A 16,737-nucleotide genomic window follows, 5' to 3' on the forward strand; every position below is an offset into this window, starting at 1 on the left:
AATCGAACCCATGCGCCTCCGAAAAAATCGGGGGCTTTTTTTATGCGAAACGCAAGACACATGTCGCGAACGGAGCAAAGCAGATGACACGTGAGATGACCGGCGCAAAGATGGTGGTTCAGGCCCTCAAGGATCAGGGCGTGGACACGGTATTCGGATACCCCGGCGGCGCCGTGCTACCGATCTATGATGAGATCTTTCTGCAAAACGACATTCGCCACATTCTGGTACGCCACGAACAGGGCGCGGTGCACGCCGCCGAAGGCTATGCGCGCTCGACCGGAAAGCCGGGCGTTGCGCTGGTGACATCCGGTCCCGGCGCGACCAACGCGGTGACCGGTCTGACCGACGCGCTGCTGGATTCGATCCCGATTGTGGTTCTGACCGGACAGGTTCCGACCTTCATGATCGGTTCGGACGCGTTTCAAGAGGCCGACACCGTCGGCATCACCCGCCCCTGCACCAAGCATAACTGGCTGGTGAAGGATACGGATTCCCTGTCCGCAACCATTCACGAAGCCTTTCACGTCGCCAAATCCGGCCGTCCCGGCCCGGTGTTGATCGACATCCCGAAGGACGTGCAGTTTGCGAGCGGTGAATACAACGCGCCGAAGCCGTCGACATCGCATTACCAGCCGGTTCTGAAAGGCGATCTGGAAGAGATCACCGAACTGGTTGCCGCAATGGAAACTGCCAAGAAGCCGGTTTTCTACACAGGCGGCGGCGTCATCAATTCCGGCCCCGCGGCCAGCCAATTGCTGCGCGAGCTGGTGGACGCGACCGGCTTCCCCATCACCTCGACCCTTATGGGTCTTGGGGCGTATCCGGCGTCGGGCGAAAACTGGCTGGGTATGCTGGGCATGCACGGGCTGTACGAAGCCAACATGGCGATGCATGACTGCGATCTGATGATCAATATCGGCGCGCGGTTCGATGACCGGATCACCGGGCGCATCGATGCGTTCTCGCCCAATTCGAAGAAAGCGCATGTCGATATCGATCCGTCCTCGATCAACAAGGTGATCCGCGTGGACATCCCGATTGTCGGCGACGTGGCCCATGTGTTGGAGGACATCCTGAAGATCTGGAAGTCGCGCGGGCGCAAAACCGATGCGGCCTCGGTCAAGCAGTGGCAGGCGCAGATCGCGGATTGGCGCAAAGTGAATTGCCTGGCCTTCACTGCCAGCGAAAAAACCATCAAACCGCAGCACGCGCTGCAGCGGCTGGAAGAGCTGACCAAGAAACACGACCGCTACATCACCACCGAAGTGGGCCAGCACCAGATGTGGGCCGCGCAGTACCTCGGGTTCGAAGATCCGAACCGCTGGATGACATCCGGTGGTCTGGGCACGATGGGCTATGGCTTCCCGGCCTCGATCGGCGTGCAGATGGCGCACCCGGATGCGCTGGTAATCAACGTTGCGGGCGAGGCGTCGTGGCTGATGAACATGCAGGAAATGGGCACCGCCGTTCAGTACCGCCTGCCGGTCAAGCAGTTCATCCTGAACAATGAACGTCTGGGCATGGTCCGCCAGTGGCAGGAACTGCTGCATGGCGAGCGCTATTCGCATTCCTGGTCCGAGGCCCTGCCCGATTTCGTCAAACTCGCCGAGGCGTTTGGGGCGAAAGGCATCCTGTGTTCCGACCCCGCCGATCTGGACGATGCGATCATGGAGATGATCACCTATGACGGCCCGGTGATCTTCGACTGTCTGGTCGAAAAGCACGAAAACTGCTTCCCCATGATCCCGTCGGGCAAGGCCCATAACGAAATGCTGCTGGGCGAGGCCGAGACACAGGGCGTTATCGACTCCAAAGGCTCGGTTCTGGTCTGACGAATTTGAAGATTTCAGTCGGACGCCTCGCGCGTCCGACCACAGATGGATGATGAAAGGGACATAAATGTCTGCCCTACATATCAAAAAAGGCTCTACCCGCCACTCGGCCTATAACCTACGGCCCACCTTCTCGGACGTTCAGGAACGCCACACAATCGCGGTTCTGGTCGAGAACGAGCCCGGTGTTCTGGCCCGCGTGATCGGCTTGTTCTCGGGCCGTGGCTATAACATCGAAAGCCTGACCGTGGCCGAGGTGGATCACACCGGCCACCTGAGCCGGATCACCATTGTCACCGCCGGAACCCCGCAGGTGATCGAGCAGATCAAGGCGCAGCTTGGCCGCATCGTGCCGGTTCATGACGTGCATGACCTGACGGTCGAGGGCCCCTCGGTCGAGCGTGAACTGGCCATCATTAAGGTGGTGGGCGAAGGCGACAAACGGGTCGAGGCGCTGCGGCTGGCCGATATCTTCCGCGCCAATGTGGTCGACAGCACGCTCAATTCGTTCATCTTCGAGATCACCGGTGCGCCGGACAAGATCGACGCCTTTGCCGATCTGATGCGTCCGCTGGGATTGATCGAGATTGCCCGCACTGGCGTCGCCGCCTTGCTGCGCGGCGACTAAAAAACCTACGCCTTGCCCCGGTTCACCGGTTGAAACCGGGGCAAGGACAGGCCTAACGTGCCAATATGCTGCCCCTGACAGCCTCTGATTGAGTTTATGTGCGTTAATTTTGTCATAACGCCGCCCTCTCTCGGATAAACATCAAACAAATTGGAATAAAGCCTATTGCCTTTGGCTTATGGCGCGTTAGCCTCGTGGCCGCAACGCGACGTGGGGATACGTTGCTTGGGGTCATCTTTACGATTGCTGATATGCGTACGGTTATCCGGACGCCGCTATCATGTTTTTGCAGGGAATTGGTAACGCCGGGGACAGACATGACCGACGACATTCGCAGCCCTGCTGAGCTTCGGGCCATGTTCGGTTCGAATCTCAGACAGCTTGCGCGACAGCATCCGTCTGTCTCGGCCCTGTGTCGGAAACTTGGGATCAACCGGACCCAGTTCAACCGCTATCTGGCAGGTGAAAGTTTTCCCCGCCCCGACGTGCTGGATCGCATCTGCCGGTTCTTCGACATTGATGCCCGAATTGTTCTGGAACCGCTGAACGACATTCCCAAGACCGAGGGCCACCCGGCCAGTTCCGTCCTGACCCAGTTTCTTGGCTCCGGGTCCGAGCCCAGCGCCGCGACCCCCTTTCCGTCCGGTTTCTATGCAGTTGTCGAAAGCCAGCCCCTTACGCCGCAAGTGTCGATGCTGTACGCAACCCGTTTGCCGCAATGCACGTTGGTCCGCGGATACACACCGCGCGGCCTGATGCCCGGCGCACCGCCAAAAGCCCGCGAGATTCAGGGCATCGCCGCCAGTTCCGGGGATCACGTCTCGATCCTGACATCCCAACGCGGCGGGGCAAACAGCAAGATCTACGTCATCACCCCCGATGCAGATCACTGGCGCGGCACGGTGATCCGGCCGTCTACGGCGCAGGAGCCCAAACCGGTCATGTTGCAGCACCTTGGCCAGAACGCCGGTGCCGTGTTCCACACGGCCCGGCAATCCATAAAATCCAGCACGCTGTCCGCGCCGGGTGGGCTGGCTGTCAGCTAGCGATCTCGGCCTTGTCGGCTTGCGCGATTTCTCGATACAGGTGCCAGCTTGCGTGCCCCAACAGTGGCAGGACAATCAGCAGGCCCAGAAACCACGGAATCATGGCGACAAATGTCAGCACGGCAATGAAAGCGCCCCAAGCCAGCATCACGGCCTTGTTTTCGGAAACATACGTAAAGCTGGCAATCATGGCGGTGACAAAATCCAGCTCGCGGTCCAGCAGCATCGGGATCGACAGAACGGAAATCATATAAAGAAGCGTCGCAAACACAGCGCCAACAACGGTGCCAACGGCCAGCATCGTCAATCCGTTCAGCGTCAGAAATACCTCGATCGACGTGGACACGTTCGTCATGGTCGACAGCCCCATGAACAGGGCAAAGATCATGTGACCCAGAAAGAACCAGAACAGAAACACCACCACAATAATGGCGCAGATCGAAGGCAGCTGACGGCGGCTTTGCTGTATCACCACCCCGAAAATCGCCTTCATATCAAGTGGTTCACCCCGTTCCAACCGGTGAGAAACCTCATACAACCCCACCGCTGCAAAAGGTCCAAGCAACGGAAAACTGATGGCAGCCAGAACCAGCCAAAAGGTTGTGCCTGTTTGCACCGTCACCCAGGCCATCGCCCACCCGGCCAGAACATAGAACCCGGCAAAAATCAGACCAAACACCGGCGCGCGGCGATAATCGGCCCAGGCCTGTCGCAAAGCGCTGCGCAACATCGCGGTGTTGACCGCTTGCATCTGTGGAACGCCAAAAGGCTTCTCCATCTCGTTTCCTCCCTCCCTGCCCGGCGCTATGGCATTGCCGGTCTTCTTTTTGGCCAATCGGTTGCGGCGTGATAGGCCGCCCCCAGTGACAACAATCGCGCGTCCGACCCGCGCGGCCCGAGCAGTTGCAAGCCCATCGGCAGCCCCTGCGCCCCAAAGCCGGCTGGAACCGCCAGACAGGGCAAGCCAATCAGGCTGACCGGCACCGTCACGTGCATCCAGCGGTGATAAGTGTCCACTGCACGCCCGGCAATCTCGGTCGGATACGGTGTCTCAACCGCAAAGGGCCAGACCTGCGCGGCAGGCAGGATCAGCGCGTCATAGCTTTGAAACATCTCCGCCGCCGTCCGGAACCAATCGGACCGCACCACGCTCGCCTGATGAACCTGCATGGCGGTCAGCGTCAGGCCCCGGTCCAACTCCCACTGCGCGCTGTCCTTCAAGGCCGAGCGTTGCCCGGACAAGGGCTCCAGACCCGTAGCCACCGACCAGGATCGCAGAGTGATCCAGCTGTCCCACATCTGTTCGGCATCAAAGGGCGGCGGCACAGGCTCGACATCAGCCCCCAGGTCTTCAAAGACCCGCGTGGCCACTTGGCAGAGGTCCAGAACCCCCTCCTCCATCGGAAACGCCCCGCCCCAATCGCCCAGCCAACCGATCCGAACGCCGCTCAGATCGGCGGGTCCCACCGGTGAGACCGGTGCGCTTGAAGCAGCCAGAGGCAGGCGCGGATCGGGGCCCGAGATCACATCCAACAACAGGCCCAGATCCTCCGGGCTGCGCGCCATCGGCCCCAAAGTCGACAACTGATGCAAGAACCCATCGCCAACCGGGTCCGACGGCACCCGCCCCCAGCTGGGCCGAAAGCCATACACATTGTTCCACGCTGCCGGGTTGCGCAAACTGCCCATCATGTCCGAACCATCGGCCAGCGCCACCATCCCCGTCGCCAAGGCCACCGCCGCCCCGCCCGAGGACCCGCCGCAGGTGCGCGCGGCGTCATATGGGTTCCGCGTCGCCCCATAGACCGGATTGAACGTATGCGAGCCCAACCCGAATTCCGGCGTATTGGTCTTGCCAATCAGGATCGCTCCCGCCGCACGCAACCGCGCCGCAATCAGATCATCCGTGTCAGGCACAAACCCATCGAACAAAGGCGACCCCTGCGATGAAACGACGCCCGCCACGTTGACCAAATCCTTCACTGCGATCGGCACCCCGTGCAGCGGTCCGCGAACGGGCCCTTCATCCATCGCCTGCGCCTCGGCCAACAGCGCATCTTCGTCCCGCAAGGCGACAATGGCATTCACCACGCCATTCACCTGCCCGATCCGCTCCAGCGTCGCGCGCATCACCTCGACCGCTGTCACCCGCCTGTGCGACAGGTCAGAAATCAGCGTCCGCGCGGAATGGTCTGAGAGGTTCATATGGGCTCCGGCAGCAATGCAACTCACGTCACAATCAGCCTAGCCGGGCCGCAAGATCAATAAAACCCACTGTTTAAATACATCTTTCCCGGGTCAGCCTGTGCCGCCCGGATCCCCTTCATCTGGCTAAAAATATCTCGGGGGAGTCGCGGCTTGCCGCGGCGGGGGCAGAGCCCCCGACCCACTTAGTCGCCCTGCGCCTCGGACCGGCTTTTGCCCGCCACGTTCAACGCAAGCGTCGCCGCCATGAACCCGTCCAAATCCCCGTCCAACACACCTTTGGTGTCCGAGGTCTCATGGTTTGTCCGCAGGTCTTTCACCATCTGATAGGGCTGCAAGACGTAAGACCGGATCTGGTTGCCCCATCCCGCATCGCCCTTCGCCTCATGCGCCGCGTTGATGTCGGCATTCCGGCGGTCCAGCTCTTGCTGATACAGCCGCGATTTCAGCGCCTTCATGGCAATGTCGCGGTTCTGGTGCTGCGATTTCTCGGAACTCGTCACAACAATCCCGGTCGGAATGTGCGTGATCCGCACCGCCGAGTCGGTGGTGTTCACGTGCTGACCACCCGCACCCGAGGACCGATAGGTATCAATCCGAATATCGGCTGGGTTCACCTCGATCTCGATATTGTCGTCCACCACCGGATAAACCCAGACCGAGCTGAACGAGGTATGCCGCTTTGCCGCCGAGTCATAAGGCGAAATCCGCACCAGCCGGTGCACGCCACTTTCCGATTTCAGCCAGCCATAGGCGTTATGGCCGGAAATTTTGTAGGCGGCAGATTTGATCCCCGCCTCTTCGCCCGCCGTCTCGGACTGCAACTCGACAGTATAACCTTTCTTTTCGGCCCATCGCACATACATCCGCGCCAGCATCGAGGCCCAGTCGCAGCTTTCCGTCCCACCCGCGCCCGAGTTGATCTCGAGGAAGGTGTCGTTGCTGTCGGCCTCGCCATCCAGCAGCGCCTCAAGCTCTTTCTTCGCCGCCTTGGCCCCGAGCGCCTTGATGGCCGCTTCGGCGTCCTGAACAACCTCTTCGTCCTCTTCCATCTCGCCCAGTTCGATCAGCTCGATATTGTCGCTGAGATCGGTTTTGATGGTCTCATAGGTCTCAATCGCATCGACCAGCATCTGACGCTCGCGCATCAGTTTCTGCGCGTTTTCGGGGCTGTCCCACAGGTTGGGATCCTCGACGCGCGCGTTGAATTCCTCAAGCCGGTGCGGTGCGGTTTCATAGTCCATGCGCTGCGCCAACAGCTCCAGCGACTTTTCGATTTCCGCCACGATATTCTGGGTTTCGGCGCGCATGGTCTTGTCCCAACTTGCTCAATCAGGCCTGCGTGATAGCAAGAGGTGAAGGCCACCACAAGACAGGCAAGAAGTGAATGCAGGCCCCATCGCAAGAGATTCTGGATCGCTGGCAACTGACCATGGTCAGCCCCGTCGCCGAAACCGGTTCCGCGCGGGTGTGGAAGGTGCGCGATGCGAGCGGCGCAGATGCCGCGCTGAAATTCTATCTCCGCGCCGATCGGGGCAACGAAGCCTGTGGGGCCGATCTGTTGAGAGCATGGCAAGACCGGGGTGCCGTTACAATCCTGCGAGAAACCGAAACGGCGATTTTGATGGAATGGCTCGAGGGCCCAACCCTCGGTGACATAGCCCGGCAAGGCGCGGTGATTGAGGCTCTGAACGCGCTGGCAGAAACTGCCACAAGGTTACACGCATCGCCACAACCAACACTGCAAGGGCTGCGCCCGCTTGCCGACGTCATGACACCCCTCTTTCAATACAGGTTCGCCCCGGGATGCCCAACGCCCCTGACGCAGGACATGACGCGCGCCATCGCTCTGGCCAAGCATCTGTTGGAAACCCAACCAACATCCCAGCCGCTGCATGGCGACCTGCACCCGGACAACGTCATCCTGACAGACAGCGGCCCACGTGTGTTTGATGCCAAAGGGTATCTGGGCGATCCCGCATTTGAACTGGCAAATGCAATCCGTCACCCGAAAGGAATGCCGGATTTGGTGCGCCAGTCAAAGCAGATCGAACGCTGCCTGACGCTCTATGCCGATGCTCTTGGTGTTTCGCGCGAACGGCTTGCCCAATGGGCGGCAGCCAAATGCGCCATGTCGATCTTCTGGAGGTCAAACGGCCTCGTCACAAGGGATGACGAGGCCGATCTTTTGCACTCATTTCTCAGGGCTGCGGATCAGTAAAGCCCGCCCGTCGTCACGTCGCCTTGCGTGGCCTTTGGCCCAACCGTAACCGTCTGACCGGTCGAGGTCTGCACCTGAACGCCTGCGCGCTGAACCTCTTCGAACAGCGGCAGGTCCGAGCCGATAGCAAAGCCACCGTCATAAATCCGGTCGATGAAGCCATCGACGCCATCCCGGAAATACTCGGCCACCACATAGTCGCCCGTTGCATCCGCAGGCAGGCGCGCACCGCTAAAGCGGTCAATCTTGATGAAATGGCCACCTTCGGGCACTTCGAACGGGCCGCCACCGTATTTCTCAACGGCCTTTTCCATGAAGCTCTGGAAGACCGGGCCGCACATTGTGCCGCCATAGGCCCCCCGGCCCATCGGACGCGGACGGTCATAACCAATATAGCAACCGGCTACGATGTTCGAGGTGAAGCCGATGAACCACGCGTCCTTCGACTCGTTGGTCGTTCCGGTTTTGCCCGCCGTTGGAACCGGCAGGTTCACATAGCGCGACGCAGTGCCACGATCCACAACGCCCTTCATCATGGACGTCAGCTGATACGCGGTGATCGCATCCATGACCTGAGAGCGGTTGGTCTCGATAGTGGGTGACTCGTCCGGCTCCAGCCAGCTCGAGTTGCAATCCAGACATTGCCGGTCGTCATGGCGATAGATCGTCTTGCCGAAGCGGTCCTGAATACGGTCGACCAGAGTGGGCTCGACCCGTTCACCGCCATTGGCGAACATCGCGTAGGCGGCAACCATTTTGTAGAGCGTGGTTTCCTCGGACCCCAAGGAGTTGGCCAGAAACGCGCCCATCCGGTCATAGACCCCAAAGCGTTCCGCGTATCCGGCGACAACGGGCATCGTGACCTCTTGCGCCAGACGGATGGTCATCAGGTTCCGAGATTGTTCAATCCCCGTGCGCAGCGGCGTCGGGCCGTAAAATTTGTTCGACGAGTTCTTGGGTCGCCACAGGCCCTGCGGCGTGTTCACCTCAATCGGGGCGTCCACGACGATGGTTGCCGGGCTGTAGCCACTGTCCAGCGCTGCAGCATAAACGAAGGGCTTAAAGGACGATCCCGGCTGACGCTGCGCCTGTGTGGCGCGGTTGAACACCGTATCCTGATACGAGAACCCGCCCTGCATCGCCAGAACACGGCCCGAGTTCACATCCATCGCGACAAAACCGCCCTGCACTTCGGGCACCTGACGGGCGGACCATTGGCCCTCTTCCCCGGCCATGACAAGGATCACGTCGCCGCGTTTGAAATTGTCGAAGAAGTTGCCCTGCATCCATTTGATGTCAGATCGCGGGATTGTGCCATCGGACGGGCCATCCTCGATCCCGACCGTCAACTGCTGTTCGGCCACGTCCATCACAACCGCCGGGTACCATTGGGTCGGCAGCACCACGTCGCGGGGGATTTCCATCAGCGCAAGCGCCTGACGCCACTGCGCCTCGTCCGCCAATTGTTCTTCTGGGATCACCTCGCCGGTTCCGCGCCATTGGCCGCGCGACAGGTCGTATTTCTGCAACGCTTCACGCAACGCGCGGGCGGCTTCGACCTGCATCTCTTCGTCAACCGAGGCGCGGACGGTGAAGCCGCCGGTAAAGAATTCACCCTCACCAAAATCCTCGCTCAGCTGTCGGCGGATTTCATCGGTGAAATAGTCGCGCGGCGGCAGCGCGGTACGGAAACTTTCGAAATCTCCGTTTTGAACCGAGCGCAGAGGCATTTCGACCTCGACCTCATAGGTCGCCTGATCGATATAGCCGTTCTGGTTCATCTCGCGCAGCACATAGTTGCGGCGGGCCAGCAGGCGTTCCTTTTGGCGAACCGGGTGATAGTCAGACGGTGCTTTGGGCATCGCGGCCAGCATCGCGGCCTCATGCGGGGCCAGTTCCTGCAGCGTCTTGTTGAAATAGGTCTGCGCCGCAGCGGTCACGCCGTAGGAGTTCTGACCCAGAAAGATCTCGTTCATATAAAGTTCGAGGATCTGTTCCTTGTCCAGCGTATCCTCAAGCCGGGTGGCGAGGATGATTTCCTTGATCTTGCGCTCGGCCCGACGGTCGCCGGACAGCAGGAAGTTCTTCATCACCTGCTGCGTGATGGTCGAGGCCCCGCGCACGGTCTCACCCTTCGTGCGCACAGCTTCGACCCCGGCGGCGATGATTCCGCGCGGGTCATAGCCCTGGTGGCTGTAAAAGTTCTTATCTTCCGCCGAAATAAAGGCCTGTTTTACCAGATCGGGAATTTCCTCGGACGGGGTGAACAAACGACGTTCCTGCGCGAATTCGTCGATCAACTGGCCTTCGCCCGAGTAAATCCGGCTGATCGTCGGGGGCTTGTATTGGGCCAGCGATTCATGGCTGGGCAGATCGCGGCCATACATCCAGAATACCGCGCCGATCACCAGCGCGGTCATGAAAATACCCAAAGTCACGAGGCTGAAGATCGCCCCGAAAATCGAAAGAATGAACCGGATCACGTTACTGCCTTTTTCTCGCGCTGCCGCCTATATAGGGACGCACCGCCCAAGGGTCAAAACCACAAGCGCATTCTAGCCGCTTTGCGCCCTCAGGTCACTGTCCAATCAGGGATCGTCTGATCACATCCTGCTGCCGCCAGTCTTCCAGCCCCTGATAAATCCCCAGCGCCATCTGGGCGCGCCATTCGGGATTTTTGATGTTTTTCAGGTCTCTGGGGCTGGACAGAAATCCAAGCTCGACCAGAACCGAGGGGATATCGGCTGCCTTGAGCACCGAGAAGGAGGCAGATCGCAAGGGTTTGCTGTTCATCGGTCCCCCCTGCTGCGCCATGCCGTTCGCAACCGCCCGCGCCAGCGCATCCGTGCGCGGCTGGGTTTCCTGCCGCGCCAGATCCAGCAAAACGTCGGTGACCTGATCATCCGCCCCGCTCAGATCGACGCCGGACAGCAGATCCCCCCGATCATGCCGTTCGGCCAGTTTCAGACTGGCCATGTCCGAGGCTTCATCGGACAGGGTATAGACCACCGCGCCATGGGCCTGCCCTTCGGACAGTGAATCCGCGTGCAGTGAGACAAACAGATCCACACCCGCCTGATGCGCCAGAGCGATGCGGCGTTCCAGCGACACGAAATGATCGCCGGTTCGCGTCAAATAAACCTCGTAACCCCCTGATCGCAAAAGCAGCTCGCGCAGTTCGCGGGCAAAGGTCAGCATCATGGTTTTCTCATCGATCCCGCCAACCTCGGCCCCCGGATCAATACCACCATGGCCCGGATCCAGCATCACCCGCAGCGGTCGATCTGCATTTGGCGGGACCACTTTGGCGGTCACCGCCGGTTCCGGCAAATCCCAACCGGGATTGTGCGGCACGCCTGCCGTGGCATTGAAGGCGTCAAAATCGACCCCCTTCAGGTTCAGCGACAGTACTGCCGTGCCTGCGTTTTGGTCGATCTTCATCTCGGCCGTGTCCACCGCCATAGGCGCACCCAGATCCAGCACCAGACGTGACCAACCGGGCACATAAGCCCCAAATTGCACGCCGCTGATCCGGTCCGATTGCAGGAAATCGTCACGGTTCAAGCCGCTCCAGTCGACCTCCTGAAAGTCCATGACCATGCGATAGGGATCGCGCAGGGTAAAGATGCGGTACGGCACCCCCTGGCTGAGGCCCAGATCGACGCGGACACCCGTGCGCCCCGTATCCACGATGCGGCTTTGATCCGGCTGAATACGCGCCAGCGCATTGAAATCCTGCGCAAACGCAGCACTGGCGAGCGCCCAGATCAGGGCGATGCAAAAGAAAATCCTGCTCATGGCCTCAAGTTTTCCCGAGATCGTTTGGCTGGCAGCCTATACCACGCGGGGCCTTTTGTGAACGGGTCAGACCTGTTCGGCCAAGGCACCGCGTTCGGACATGAATCTGTGCAGCCGCGATAGCCCCTCTTCGATATCGGCAGTGGCCCGCGCGTAAGAGAACCGCAGGGTCGTGTGACCGCGCGCGGGGTCGAAATCCAGCCCCGGCGTGACCGCAACGCCGGCCTTGTCCAGAATCTCTGCCGCAAAGGCGCGGCTGTCGTCGGTCAGGTCCGAGACGTCGGCATAGACATAAAACGCCCCATCCGGCGGCGCGATATTGGTGAATCCGGCCTTGGGCAACCCGTCCAGCATCAGCATACGGTTCTGACGGTAGACATCCAGATTGGCCTGCAGTTCTTCGTCGCAATCCATTGCGGCCAGCGCGGCCACCTGACTGGCATGGGGCGCACAGATGAACATGTTCTGAGCAATCCGTTCGACCACGCGCACCTGATCTTCCGGGACCACCATCCAGCCGACCCGCCAGCCGGTCATCGAGAAATACTTGGAGAAGGAATTGATCACATAGCACTCATCCGTCAGTTCCAGCGCGGTGACGGCTTTGGCCTCATATTCCAGCCCATGATAGATTTCGTCGCTGATGAATGATGCGCCCTGCCCCTGTGCTGCGTCGATCAGCGCACCCATAGCCGCGTGATCCAGCATGGTGCCGGTTGGATTGGCCGGGGACGCGACCATCAGGCCCTGAAGATCCAGCCCGGCAAAATCGCTGGGCACCGGTTGCAGCCGGTTTTCAGGCGCAGTCGGCAGATCGACCGGTACCAAGCCAAGGGCCTTCAGGATCTGTCGATAAGACGGATAACCCGGCGCGCCAATTCCCACGCGGTCGCCACTGTCAAAAAGCGCGGTGAAAGCCAGCAGAAACCCGCCGGATGAGCCGGGCGTGATCACCACGCGCTCGGGTTTCAGATCGACATTGTACCATTCGCCATACATCCGCGCGATCCGCTGCCGCAGCGCGGGCAGGCCCAAAGCCACCGTATAGCCCAATGGCCCTTGCTGCGTCGCCTTGGCCAAAGCTTCGGTCGCGCCTTTGGGGGCACCGGTTCCGGGTTGGCCGACCTCCATGTGGATGATGTGGCGTCCGGCCTCTTCCGCTTTGCGCGCGGCCTCCATCACGTCCATCACAATAAACGGATCGACCCCGGACCGGGTTGAGTTTCTCATGCCCATCTCCCATGTTGCAGCCATGGCTTTTGAACGCGTATCCCGGCTGGCGTCAATCCCGGCCCTGATACTGGCGGCTGTCGTTTGGCTGACGGCCGCAGCGCAAAGCCATGCCCAAAGCCTGATCCGCGACCCCGATATCGAATATGGGCTGCGAGAGCTGGCCTTTCCGGTACTGCGCGCCGCCGGTCTGAACACCAACCGGGTTCGGATTCTGGTGGTCAATGACAGCACGTTCAACGCCTTTGTCATCGACTACAACGCCATCTACCTGAATTACGGTCTGATTCTGGGTGTCGACAGCCCCGAAATGCTGCAAGCGGTGATCGCACACGAGGCCGCGCACATCGCCAACGGGCACCTCGCCCGTCGTGCCGAGAACCTGCGGGCGGCAAACCGCAATGCGGGCCTGGGCACCGCCTTGGCCCTGATCGCCGCCGTCGCTGGCGGTGGGGAAGCCGCAGCCGGGATTGCCGCTGGTGTTCAAGGTTCCGCCATACGCAGCTTTCTGGGTCATACACGGGCCGAAGAAGCCTCAGCCGACCGAAGCGCCGCCAGTTATCTGCGATGGGCCGGGATTTCGCCCAGCGGCATGGTCACGCTGCATCGCAAATTCGCCGGGCAGGAACTGCTGAGCCTGACCAATCAGGACCCCTATATGCGGTCTCACCCCACCAGCCGCGAACGTCTGCGCGCAGCCGAGGCGTTTTTGGAGGAATTCGGAGACAAGGCCGAGCCCAACGCCAATGCCGACTACTGGTTCGCGCGGGTCAAGGGCAAGCTTTCGGCCTTTCTGCGCTCACCCACATGGACCTTGCGCCGCGCCAAAGAGGAAACCGACCGCGACATTCGCATGATGCGCGAGGCGTCGGCCCATCACCAAAACCGCAACCTCGCCCGCGCCCGCGCAGCCATTGACGAAGCGCTGGCCATTCGCCCGGACGATCCGTTCTACTACGAGCTCAAGGGGCAAATCCTGTTGGAAAACAGACAATTGTCCGAGGCTGTTCAAGCTTATGGGCAAGCGGTCGAGATGGCTCCGAATGATTCATTGATTCTAGCCGGATACGGGCGCGCATTGCTGGCGCAAGGCAAGACTAACGAGGCTTTGGGCGTGCTTGAAAAAGCGCGGGCGCGTGATTTTCGAAACGCCCGCCTGATGCGCGACCTGGGCCTCGCCTATTCGCAGGTTGGAAATAACGGGATGGCGGCGACCGTCACCGCGGAACGATATGCCCTGCAAGGCCGGTTGGCCGATGCGGGGATCCACGCAAGGCGCGCCGTCGGGCAATTGCCCGAGGGCTCTCCGGGTTGGCAAAGGGCACAGGATGTGTTGATTGCCTCGGAACGCGCAAAGAAAGCAAAAAGGAACAGGAAATGATCCTCAGACATGCAGCACCCGCCCTTCTGGGGCTTTCCCTGATCACAGGCCCGGCACAGGCGCTGGACCTGAACGCCATGACCGAGACCGAGCGCGCCGAATTTGGCGCCCAGGTCCGTGAGTACCTTCTGGAAAACCCCGAGGTCATTCTGGAAGCGATCAACATTCTGGAACAGCGCAACGCCGCCGCCGAAGCTGCCGCGGACAAGGAACTGGTCGCGGCCAACTCGGATGAGTTGTTCAATGACGGTTTCAGCTGGGTCGGCGGCAACCCGGACGGAGATATCACTCTGGTCGAGTTCATGGACTATCGCTGCGGCTATTGCCGTCGCGCGGTGCCCGAAGTGGCACAGTTGCTGGAAGCTGATGGCAACATCCGGCTGGTGATCAAAGAATTCCCGATCCTTGGCGACGCCTCGGTCCTGTCCTCGCGCTTTGCCGTGGCCACCAAACATGTGGCGGGCGCTGATGCGTATAAACAGGTCCACGACGCCCTGCTTGAATTCAGCGGCGAGCCGTCCGAAGTGACCTTGCGCCGTATCTCGGACGGTCTGGGGCTGGACAGCGACGCGATCATCGCCGCAATGGATAGCGATCAGGTCACCGAAGAAATCCAGCACACTCGCGCTCTGGCGCAGCGGATGCAGATTTCGGGCACGCCTTCGTTTGTTCTGGGCACCGAAATGCTGCGCGGCTTCCTGCCCGCCGATCAAATGCAACAGATTGCGGATGGGGTTCGCGCGGATCGGGGCTGAACGAACCGTCTGGAGGCGGGCATCCCGCCTCCTCCGATAGATGTTCGTGGCACCCACTCAATAGGGAAATGGTGCGTCGCACGTCAGCCAGACCACCCACCGGTTCGTACCATCGGAACGGAACTGTGCAGCCGGCACAGCGGTTCCCTTCACGCTGGTGGGGATAACATCGCGCCCCTGCTTGCGGCTTTCGGCCAGCACAGCCTGGATGTCCTGAGGGTTCGAGATGCGCCGCACCCCATTGTTCGGAGCAATCGGACCGGATCGGCAGTAAGTTGAACGTGCAACCTGCTGCGCCACAGCCATTGCCGCCTTCGCGTCGCTGCCGTCTCGTAAGGATACCGCGACGCGCGCGGCCAAATTCGGATCAGCCAGAACCAGCGGTTTGTCTTTTGGTGGCTTTCCCTGCCCGCCCGGAGACAAGGTCACAATGATGCTTGAAACTGTGACCCGGTCAGTACCGGGTGCAAGGTCCGCAGACAGGTAGCGCAATTGGGTTTGGGCAACCGTTGCTGGGATCGGAATATTCACATCCCGTGGATACCGGTCCAGCTCACCCGAACCGTTGCTGCACGCGCCCAGAACGAGGCAGGAGACTGCGGTGACGCAGGAAATAAATTTCATGAAAAACGCCTTTGAACTGCTCGATTTCAGAACAGTCATTAAAGGCAATTCAGGCGAAAGAATGTCGTCGTGGAAAAATACCTAGGACGACGTCAGGCACACCGCAGGAAAGATGTAGGGGCCAATCCGCAGCCTTTGCGTTCGCGTCCAGTTCTGCGGTCAATTCTTTTTGCCGGTCTTTTCAAACTCGGCGAATTTCTCCGCATAATCCGGGTGCCAGCGTGACAAAGCCGGGCGGTTTTCGGTCAGGTCGACCGTATTCCACTCGATCCGGCGGTTGTCGCGGGTGCTGTCCACGTCATTGTCCGGGCAAAGAATGTAGAACGCACCTTCTGACATACGGCTGATGAAATGATCCACCGTCTGCTCGCTGGTCCAGGCGGCATCGGGTTTTTCCGGAAGGAACGCCGCGATCATGCCGGTATATGTGAAACCGGGAACGAACAGATGCACCGAAATCGGGGCCTCGGCCTGCCGTAATTCATGCGCCAATTGTTCGCTGAGAACGCGCACAGCCGCCTTGCTGACATTGTAGCCCGGATTGCCGGGTGGCGTGGTAATACCCTGCTTCGAGCCGGTATTGATCACGACGGCGGGGCGGCCGGCCTCGATCATGCGCGGAACAAAGGCCTGTACCCCGCGCAGAACACCCAGAAAGTTAACCTCAAGCAGTTTCAGCCAGTTTTCCATCTCGGACCATGTCTTGGTCGGCAGGCTGATACCGGCATTGTTCATCAAAACGGCGACCGGCCCCGTGGCAAAAGCTTTGTCGGCCAGCGCATTGATGTCTTCCTGCTTGGTGACATCAGTCGGAACAGCAAACACCTGGGCTTCGTCCGCAACATGGCCACGAACCTCGGCCACGGCCTCATCCAGCGGCTCACCGGGCAGATCGGCCAGAATGACGCTAAGACCCGCCTGCGCGAACCGGATGGCCGATACACGGCCCACACCGCTGGCCGCCCCTGTGACGACGGCCACACCGCCCTGTTCAATTGCCTTGAGATACATGCC

Annotated in this window: 14 protein-coding genes; 6 read left to right on the forward strand and 8 right to left on the reverse strand. The window is 60.4% G+C overall.

Going from position 1 to position 16,737, the window contains the following annotated elements; genetic code table 11:
• Window positions 1-83: 83 nt before the first annotated feature.
• The 3 genes from ACR0LW_RS03595 to ACR0LW_RS03605 all read left to right on the forward strand — a co-directional run bounded on the left by ACR0LW_RS03595 (window position 84) and on the right by ACR0LW_RS03605 (window position 3,509).
• Complete coding sequence (locus ACR0LW_RS03595; RefSeq protein WP_480881587.1) at window positions 84-1,835, forward strand: acetolactate synthase 3 large subunit; 1,752 nt, start codon at window positions 84-86, stop codon at window positions 1,833-1,835.
• 67 nt (window positions 1,836-1,902) lie between these two features.
• Entirely contained in the window at window positions 1,903-2,463 is a 561-nt protein-coding gene (gene ilvN / locus ACR0LW_RS03600; protein WP_170449999.1) for an acetolactate synthase small subunit, read from the forward strand.
• Between the two features lie 317 nt (window positions 2,464-2,780).
• Window positions 2,781-3,509 (forward strand): helix-turn-helix domain-containing protein, encoded by a 729-nt coding sequence (locus ACR0LW_RS03605; protein ID WP_480881588.1) that lies wholly within the window; start codon window positions 2,781-2,783, stop codon window positions 3,507-3,509.
• Here the strand turns inward: ACR0LW_RS03605 and ACR0LW_RS03610 are convergent.
• The 3 genes from ACR0LW_RS03610 to prfB all read right to left on the reverse strand — a co-directional run bounded on the left by ACR0LW_RS03610 (window position 3,502) and on the right by prfB (window position 7,024).
• Window positions 3,502-4,287 carry a DUF2189 domain-containing protein gene (locus ACR0LW_RS03610; RefSeq protein ID WP_170449997.1) on the reverse strand — a complete coding sequence of 262 codons (786 nt, stop codon included), beginning with the start codon at window positions 4,285-4,287 and terminating at the stop codon, window positions 3,502-3,504. The two genes, ACR0LW_RS03605 and ACR0LW_RS03610, sit on opposite strands and share 8 nt — an antisense overlap.
• 26 nt (window positions 4,288-4,313) lie before the next feature.
• On the reverse strand, window positions 4,314-5,714 hold the full coding sequence (locus tag ACR0LW_RS03615; RefSeq protein WP_480881590.1) for an amidase: 1,401 nt from the start codon (window positions 5,712-5,714) through the stop codon (window positions 4,314-4,316).
• A gap of 185 nt (window positions 5,715-5,899) precedes the next feature.
• On the reverse strand, window positions 5,900-7,024 hold the full coding sequence (gene prfB, locus ACR0LW_RS03620; protein ID WP_170628925.1) for a peptide chain release factor 2: 1,125 nt from the start codon (window positions 7,022-7,024) through the stop codon (window positions 5,900-5,902).
• Between the two features lie 77 nt (window positions 7,025-7,101).
• Here prfB and ACR0LW_RS03625 point away from each other — a divergent pair, with 77 nt between their 5' ends.
• Window positions 7,102-7,935 (forward strand): aminoglycoside phosphotransferase family protein, encoded by an 834-nt coding sequence (locus tag ACR0LW_RS03625; protein WP_480881591.1) that lies wholly within the window; start codon window positions 7,102-7,104, stop codon window positions 7,933-7,935.
• Here the strand turns inward: ACR0LW_RS03625 and ACR0LW_RS03630 are convergent.
• The 3 genes from ACR0LW_RS03630 to ACR0LW_RS03640 all read right to left on the reverse strand — a co-directional run bounded on the left by ACR0LW_RS03630 (window position 7,929) and on the right by ACR0LW_RS03640 (window position 12,963).
• Window positions 7,929-10,418, reverse strand: coding sequence for a penicillin-binding protein 1A (locus ACR0LW_RS03630; RefSeq protein ID WP_480881592.1), 2,490 nt, complete (start codon window positions 10,416-10,418; stop codon window positions 7,929-7,931). The genes ACR0LW_RS03625 and ACR0LW_RS03630 overlap by 7 nt on opposite strands.
• Before the next feature lie 94 nt (window positions 10,419-10,512).
• Window positions 10,513-11,733 carry an N-acetylmuramoyl-L-alanine amidase gene (locus ACR0LW_RS03635; RefSeq protein WP_480881593.1) on the reverse strand — a complete coding sequence of 407 codons (1,221 nt, stop codon included), beginning with the start codon at window positions 11,731-11,733 and terminating at the stop codon, window positions 10,513-10,515.
• A gap of 66 nt (window positions 11,734-11,799) precedes the next feature.
• Window positions 11,800-12,963 (reverse strand): pyridoxal phosphate-dependent aminotransferase, encoded by a 1,164-nt coding sequence (locus tag ACR0LW_RS03640; protein WP_480881594.1) that lies wholly within the window; start codon window positions 12,961-12,963, stop codon window positions 11,800-11,802.
• Between ACR0LW_RS03640 and ACR0LW_RS03645 the strand changes: the two genes are divergently transcribed.
• On the forward strand, window positions 12,962-14,344 hold the full coding sequence (locus tag ACR0LW_RS03645; RefSeq protein WP_480580757.1) for a M48 family metalloprotease: 1,383 nt from the start codon (window positions 12,962-12,964) through the stop codon (window positions 14,342-14,344). The two genes, ACR0LW_RS03640 and ACR0LW_RS03645, sit on opposite strands and share 2 nt — an antisense overlap.
• A complete protein-coding gene (locus tag ACR0LW_RS03650) occupies window positions 14,341-15,099 on the forward strand; it encodes a DsbA family protein (RefSeq protein WP_480881595.1) in 759 nt (252 codons plus the stop codon). The genes ACR0LW_RS03645 and ACR0LW_RS03650 overlap by 4 nt, the downstream gene beginning before the upstream one ends.
• A 57-nt stretch (window positions 15,100-15,156) precedes the next feature.
• Here the strand turns inward: ACR0LW_RS03650 and ACR0LW_RS03655 are convergent, their stop codons facing one another.
• Both ACR0LW_RS03655 and ACR0LW_RS03660 read right to left on the reverse strand, forming a co-directional pair.
• Entirely contained in the window at window positions 15,157-15,723 is a 567-nt protein-coding gene (locus ACR0LW_RS03655) for a hypothetical protein (protein ID WP_480881596.1), read from the reverse strand.
• Between the two features lie 159 nt (window positions 15,724-15,882).
• A complete protein-coding gene (locus tag ACR0LW_RS03660; protein ID WP_480881597.1) occupies window positions 15,883-16,734 on the reverse strand; it encodes an SDR family NAD(P)-dependent oxidoreductase in 852 nt (283 codons plus the stop codon).
• Window positions 16,735-16,737: the final 3 nt, after the last annotated feature.

The sequence above is a fragment of the Ruegeria sp. N4 genome, from assembly GCF_056531425.1.